The sequence below is a fragment of the Mesorhizobium sp. WSM3862 genome, from assembly GCF_002294985.1.
GTDB lineage: Bacteria > Pseudomonadota > Alphaproteobacteria > Rhizobiales > Rhizobiaceae > Mesorhizobium.
The window spans coordinates 1-5,247 of sequence record NZ_NSGE01000022.1 but is presented as its reverse complement, the minus strand read 5'-3'; the positions used below and the strand labels follow the sequence as shown (position 1 = coordinate 5,247).

7 protein-coding genes are annotated in these 5,247 nt (G+C 59.1%); 5 read left to right on the top strand and 2 right to left on the bottom strand.

The features are described 5' to 3' along the window. On the top strand, nt 1-208 hold a 208-nt coding region (locus CK224_RS31715; RefSeq protein ID WP_210199685.1), incomplete at its 5' end, for a hypothetical protein. Between the two features lie 235 nt (nt 209-443). Further along, nucleotides 444-629 carry a hypothetical protein gene (locus CK224_RS30480; protein WP_141245917.1) on the top strand — a complete coding sequence of 62 codons (186 nt, stop codon included), beginning with the start codon at nt 444-446 and terminating at the stop codon, nt 627-629. Nucleotides 630-1,745: 1,116 nt separating this feature from the next. On the opposite strand, the gene CK224_RS30465 is transcribed toward CK224_RS30480, so the two are convergent. Further along, nucleotides 1,746-2,642 carry an ankyrin repeat domain-containing protein gene (locus CK224_RS30465; RefSeq protein ID WP_095779644.1) on the bottom strand — a complete coding sequence of 299 codons (897 nt, stop codon included), beginning with the start codon at nt 2,640-2,642 and terminating at the stop codon, nt 1,746-1,748. Between the two features lie 159 nt (nt 2,643-2,801). Here CK224_RS30465 and CK224_RS32225 point away from each other — a divergent pair, with 159 nt between their 5' ends. From CK224_RS32225 to CK224_RS30450, 3 genes are all read left to right on the top strand, one after another. Continuing rightward, nucleotides 2,802-3,221: a hypothetical protein gene (locus CK224_RS32225; RefSeq protein WP_245426356.1), complete on the top strand. Its 420-nt coding sequence runs from the start codon at nt 2,802-2,804 to the stop codon at nt 3,219-3,221. A 17-nt stretch (nt 3,222-3,238) separates the two neighbouring features. Further along, a complete protein-coding gene (locus CK224_RS32220) occupies nt 3,239-3,472 on the top strand; it encodes a hypothetical protein (RefSeq protein WP_245426354.1) in 234 nt (77 codons plus the stop codon). Between the two features lie 470 nt (nt 3,473-3,942). Continuing rightward, on the top strand, nt 3,943-4,323 hold the full coding sequence (locus tag CK224_RS30450; protein ID WP_095784353.1) for a cytochrome c family protein: 381 nt from the start codon (nt 3,943-3,945) through the stop codon (nt 4,321-4,323). Between the two features lie 585 nt (nt 4,324-4,908). Here CK224_RS30450 and CK224_RS31615 read toward each other — a convergent pair. Next, nucleotides 4,909-5,085 carry a hypothetical protein gene (locus CK224_RS31615; RefSeq protein WP_176478070.1) on the bottom strand — a complete coding sequence of 59 codons (177 nt, stop codon included), beginning with the start codon at nt 5,083-5,085 and terminating at the stop codon, nt 4,909-4,911. Between the last annotated feature and the right edge of the window lie 162 nt (nt 5,086-5,247).

Genomic DNA, 5,247 nt, shown 5'->3' with positions numbered 1-5,247 from the left:
GGCTGCGCTTCATGTCCTGGTCCTCTCGATGGGCCAGAACGAACTTCAAACCGGATTAGATCAGAGGGGCAAGGTCACCTCCCTTCTCGCGATACTCGTCAGGTGTCAGGCCAAAGTGAAATCACTGGAAGATACGCTGCTGCTCGTAGTCGTTGGACGAGGTATGACCCCGATTTTGTTTGATCACCGCATCGAGCGGACGCAATAAATAGGTTCCTCCGGCCAGGAAGCAGGGGAGCGGGATTGGCTTGTTCGCTGAATGTGCGCAAGTAGGCGATCAGGTTGACCCGTTCGCTATCGTCCGGGCACCCGTAATCTTCATCTTAACGTGGTGAGCATAGGCCCGAAGAGGTATCTGAGGATCCGTCATCTTGGGGCGCACTCAAAGACCGTCGCGCCATGCATCGAACTCCTATATGCTTAGCGTAAAGCTGGGAGCCCCAATGGCCTACACTGTGATCTGGTATGGGCGAAAAGGCATCATCGACAAGGTGATCTTCGACGCCGAAAAGACGGCCAGGGATCATGCAATTTCCATGTTCCAGACCCGAAAGGGTGATGACGGGGTCATATCCGTTGAAGTCCGCAGGGATAACGGTGCGGTCGTCTTTAGCCATGCGGAAAACTAGTCTAGAATTGCCCACCGAACCTAAAAGCCCGCTCGGTCAATGGAAGACCTTGCGACGGATGGGCGCCGTCGCGCCGGAAGCCGACACGCGCGGTCCTGAAACCGACCGGCGGCCACCGGGACGCCGACGTTGCTTATTTATGCGCACCGGCCGGCAAGGGAGACCGGGATCACGGAGGAACAAGCCCGGAGCCTCATCAGGCTGGTCGGCCCACCTTGAGGTTTCGCCCGGACATGACTTCAACCCTGAGGCGCCATTGCTTGCCGACCTTAGGGGGATCTTCTCGCACCTTTTTCTCGCGAGTGACGGCAATATCTAAGCGCCGCCCTAAATGCCTCGGCTGCCAAGTCGCATTTGCGCTTGGATGGACCATTGCTCTGAATGACAATTTCGGCCTGCCTGGTTGTCAAACCGTGCTTTGCCGCGAACTCGTCTGGGTCGTAGGTTTCCGTCCAGCGCGACCGCTTCACACCTTGCATCTTACCTCCGCGGTAACGAAATCGTGAGAAGCCAACGCGGGGCCGTTCATAAGGTTTCAGATGAATGTCGGAAGCCTCAACTCGGCTGGGCACCAGTGCCGTCTTTCTCCTCGGCGGCTTATAGGGTGGTCACCACGCTCTTGGTCTCTTTTCGTTCTGCACTCTCGAATGGCGGGCAACTTACATAGCCAGGGCTATGGCCTCGGCTAGAACCTGCCGTGCTCACGAGCCTGGAGGCTGTAGAACGGCCCGGCAGCCGTCTTGCTTCGGGGGAAGCGGTGACGCACCGCCGGGCCGAGGTGGTCCGGGAGTGGGTAGCCAAAACCCCGGACAGCGTTAACCATAGCGTCACGGCGGGCGATATCAATTGTTGTTTGGTCAGCCCGCGCGGGGTCTTCATGATGAGCAAGATCATGAGCGACTGCGACAAGAAGATCGCCGGGCGAGGAACCCCAAATCCTCAAGCCCGGCGCACTCATCCTGATCCCCATCAGGAGTCCGGTGGAGGAACCGGCAATCTTTTCGATGCAAGACTGGCGCCAGCATTCCCGTCCTAAAACAAAACAGATGTTTGGTCTCAGCCGGCCAAGGCGTGCTGCGCGTATGCTTTCATGAACGGGGCTCCCTTTGCGAGCAATCAGGGGAGCGGGACCGGCTTGTCGCTGAGTGTGCGCAAGTAGGCGATCAGGTTGACCCGTTCAGTCTCGTCCGGAACGCCAGGCGTCTCCATCTTCACGCCCGGCGTGGTGAGCATAGGCCCGAAAAGATATCTGTTCAGGTCCTCATACGTCCACACACCTTCCCAGCCTAGCAAGGCGTCGGAGTAGTCCATATTTGCCGTGGAAGCCTTGTCGCGGCCGACGACCCCCCACAGGTTCGGTCCCGTTTTGCTCCCTGCCTGGGGCTCGCCATTGTGGCAACCGTGACACACATGGGTGAAGTAGGTTCGGCCATTCTCGACGTCGGCAACAGCCAACTTCATCGAGATCGGAGCTGGTGTGGGCAAGACGACCCCGTGCGACATGAGATAGTCAGCGATTTCGCGTTGCCCCTTGCGTTTTGCGAGATGGATCGGTGTCTTGCCGTCCTTTGTCTTCGCATTCACGTCCGCGCCGGCCTCGACCAGTGCCTTAACGCAATCGATGCAACCGAGATTGACCGCGATGTGGATAGCGTTTTCGCGGCTGCGCTTCGAATTTGGATTCGCGCCGCCGTCCAGCAACAGATTGATCAGGTCGATCCTGCGTTTTGCCAAAGCTGGCATGAGGGCAGGACCCAAAACCGGTGTCGGGGCGGCGTTGACGTCCGCACCGCGTTCAATAAGCATTTTTGCCGCTGCAAAATGCCCGCCCTTGACCGCAAGATAGAGTGGTGTCGCTTTCCCGTCACTCTCATCGACGCCGGCACCTGCGTCGAGAGCTGCCTTGATCGCCCCGATATCGCCCTTCACGGCCGCGTCGTGGATGGCCGCGGCATAAGATGCCGTCGGAACGGGCAGAAGCAGTAACAGAATGAAAAGCAAAACGTCGCGCATTCGGCATCTCCTGGGCAAACCGGAGGAGCGTGGCACGCTGCGAGAAGCGCCGAGTCTAGTGCGAATGCCAAATCGCGGCAAGGTGTTTCAGTAACTGCTAACGGAACCGAAGCCGCCATTCGATATTGAATCAAATTCGAGTTTTGCATTGGGGTTCGTATGCGTAAGCCTGCCGGCGAAGCCCGGCTGTCCTCTATTAGGCCTCTTGAGCCAATCCAGGTTGAAACACCGCCAGTCAGCGATGATTGGCTGCACGAAATCAAATATGACGGCTACAGAACCCAGGTCATCCTCGACGGGGCCGGCGAGCGCGCCTTCTCCCGCAATTTGCACGACTGGTCGCAAAGGTATTCGCCTATCATCGCTGCGGCCGAGAAGCTGCCCGCCAAGGCCTTCATCCTTGACGGGGAGATGATCGCGCCGGAGCCGGATGGACGGCCGAACTTTCACCAGATGCATTCGCGGATGGTGTGGAATGCCGAACAGTTTGCATTCGTCGCTTTCGACATCCTGCACCTCGACGGCCAGGATCTTCGTTCCCTGCCGCTGATGGAGCGCAAGGCCAAGCTCTGGACCTGATTAAGCCGGCCAAGCAGATGATCCAATACAGCGACCACGTTGAGGGCGGCGGCGCCGCGTTCTTCGAAGCCGTCGAGCAGATGGGCCTTGAAGGCATGGTGTCGAAACGACGGGAAAGCCCGTACAAGAGCGGCAAGGTCGATTCCTGGGTAAAGACGAAGTGTTGGGATGTCCGCGACCTCGAGCTTCTGGGCGTCAGACGCGAGCCTGGGAAGCCCGCTGCGGCGATCATGGCGCGCGGTGGCCGATAGCCGGCACGGCGTTTATACGCTGCCCAGCGGCCTCACGGAACGGCTATGGAAGGGTGTCGAGGAGGCCAGCGCGCCAAAGCCCGCGCAGCGGGTGCCGAGCGCCTTTGCCGATGATGTCGAGTGGGTTAAGCCAGGCATCACCGGCCGGGTAAGATTCCTTCGCGGCGAGCATACGCTACGCCATGCGACACTACAGGACTTCGAGGAGGGAACCTAAGGCAGCCTCGCCGCGTCCCGACAGCAGGCCGAAGCGCCATGACCGCGTCCCCTGAGTCCGTTTCCTCGGGACGCGCTTTAGGTCTTCAAATAAACTGGCGTTTCTACGCATCGGCCTGATACTGTGGTATGTAGATGCCGCAATTCCATTGGTGGGACCACGGATATTCCGCTCTACCGTGCAGGCCGCCCCAGCGCAGCTGGCGTGGTGCGAATCGTCCGGCGCAAATGACGATCGATCAGGGAGGAATGCCATGCGCGCAATCGCACTTTTCATCGCCTCGTCGGCCATGATCCTCATTGCAAGCCCTTCGCGAGCGCAGGATGCCGCCGCAGGCGAGAAGGTCTTCACCAAGTGCAAGGTCTGCCACATTGCCGACCAGGACCAGAACAAGGTCGGCCCGTCTCTGCACGGCGTCATCGGGCGCACCGCGGGCACGCATCCCGGTTTCACTTATTCCATGGCCATGACCGAGGCCGGAAAATCCGGCATCAAATGGGATGAGCCCACGCTCACGAAGTATCTTCAAGACCCCAGGGGGATGATCAAAGGAACCAAGATGGCGTTTCCCGGCCTCAAGAACGATCAGGACGTAGCCAACGTCATCGCTTACCTGAAACAGTTTTCGAAGTAAGTGGCCCCTTCCAGCCCTGTCGGGTGGCGCCAGCTCGCCCCGACCGAAGGCGGCCGGGACTGGACGACGAGCCGGCGCTAGGCTGGTGCGCTGGCGGTGGGCCAGGCAATACGCTCGACCTTGAAGTCGACAACTGCGACGATGAGGACGACGGCACGGCAGAGCCCAGCCTTAGCGATCTCAAACGTGCCTGTCAGCTTCATTGGGCTGCCGGCTCTCGCAGCGACCGCGAGGAGGATGCCGGCGATGGTGGTGTGCCGGCCTATGGCGACTGACTTTCAAGAAGACCGTCGCAGAGGCAAAGGCCAAAGGCGAGAAATCGAGGTACTCGCCCGCATACTCGCTGAGAAGATGGAAGCCATCCACGGCTCCGAATTCCTAGTGCTGACGGACCACCAAGCGCGGTTTGTGATGGTGGCGGTTCGCTGACAGGGCAACCCCGCGATTGCGCATAGGCCCCGGCTGCTCTTGTGGCCGGGCAATCGCGAATGTGTGATGGCGTTCAACCGGATTCGGTGAACTCTCCAAGTTGGGGTTCTTTTGGCCCGGTGGCTTCGGCTTCTGGTCCTTTTCGCCCTTTGGTATTCAACGAGATGGCACAATTTCGAGCCGCGCCTTTTCGCTCGCGGCGAAGGTCTCGGCTTCTGTATGGGAATCGAATGCCTTAATGCTCACAACGCCGTCTTCGATGATCCGGACGTAATGCCTGCTTCTGAATTCGCCGACGATTTCGACCGCAGTCTTCCACGATTGCTTGTTCATTTTGCCCCAGCCCCCTGAGAGAATGCCCACTATCCACTATAACGGGTACAGCCCCAGAGCGTCTCGGCGCCGCCTTGGGATTGCTGCTAGAGCGGGATGAAATTGTTGGGAGTCGTTGAGGATTCCCAAATCAGCGGGTTTATGATTCACCATTCATGCTGG

What these genes read in the sequence shown, in the direction of transcription:
- CK224_RS30480 (WP_141245917.1), top strand. Translation starts at nt 444, where the DNA reads ATGGCCTACACTGTGATCTGGTATGGGCGAAAAGGCATCATCGACAAG.
- CK224_RS30465 (WP_095779644.1), bottom strand. Translation starts at nt 2,642, where the DNA reads ATGCGCGACGTTTTGCTTTTCATTCTGTTACTGCTTCTGCCCGTTCCG.
- CK224_RS32225 (WP_245426356.1), top strand. Translation starts at nt 2,802, where the DNA reads ATGCGTAAGCCTGCCGGCGAAGCCCGGCTGTCCTCTATTAGGCCTCTT.
- CK224_RS32220 (WP_245426354.1), top strand. Translation starts at nt 3,239, where the DNA reads ATGATCCAATACAGCGACCACGTTGAGGGCGGCGGCGCCGCGTTCTTC.
- CK224_RS30450 (WP_095784353.1), top strand. Translation starts at nt 3,943, where the DNA reads ATGCGCGCAATCGCACTTTTCATCGCCTCGTCGGCCATGATCCTCATT.
- CK224_RS31615 (WP_176478070.1), bottom strand. Translation starts at nt 5,085, where the DNA reads ATGAACAAGCAATCGTGGAAGACTGCGGTCGAAATCGTCGGCGAATTC.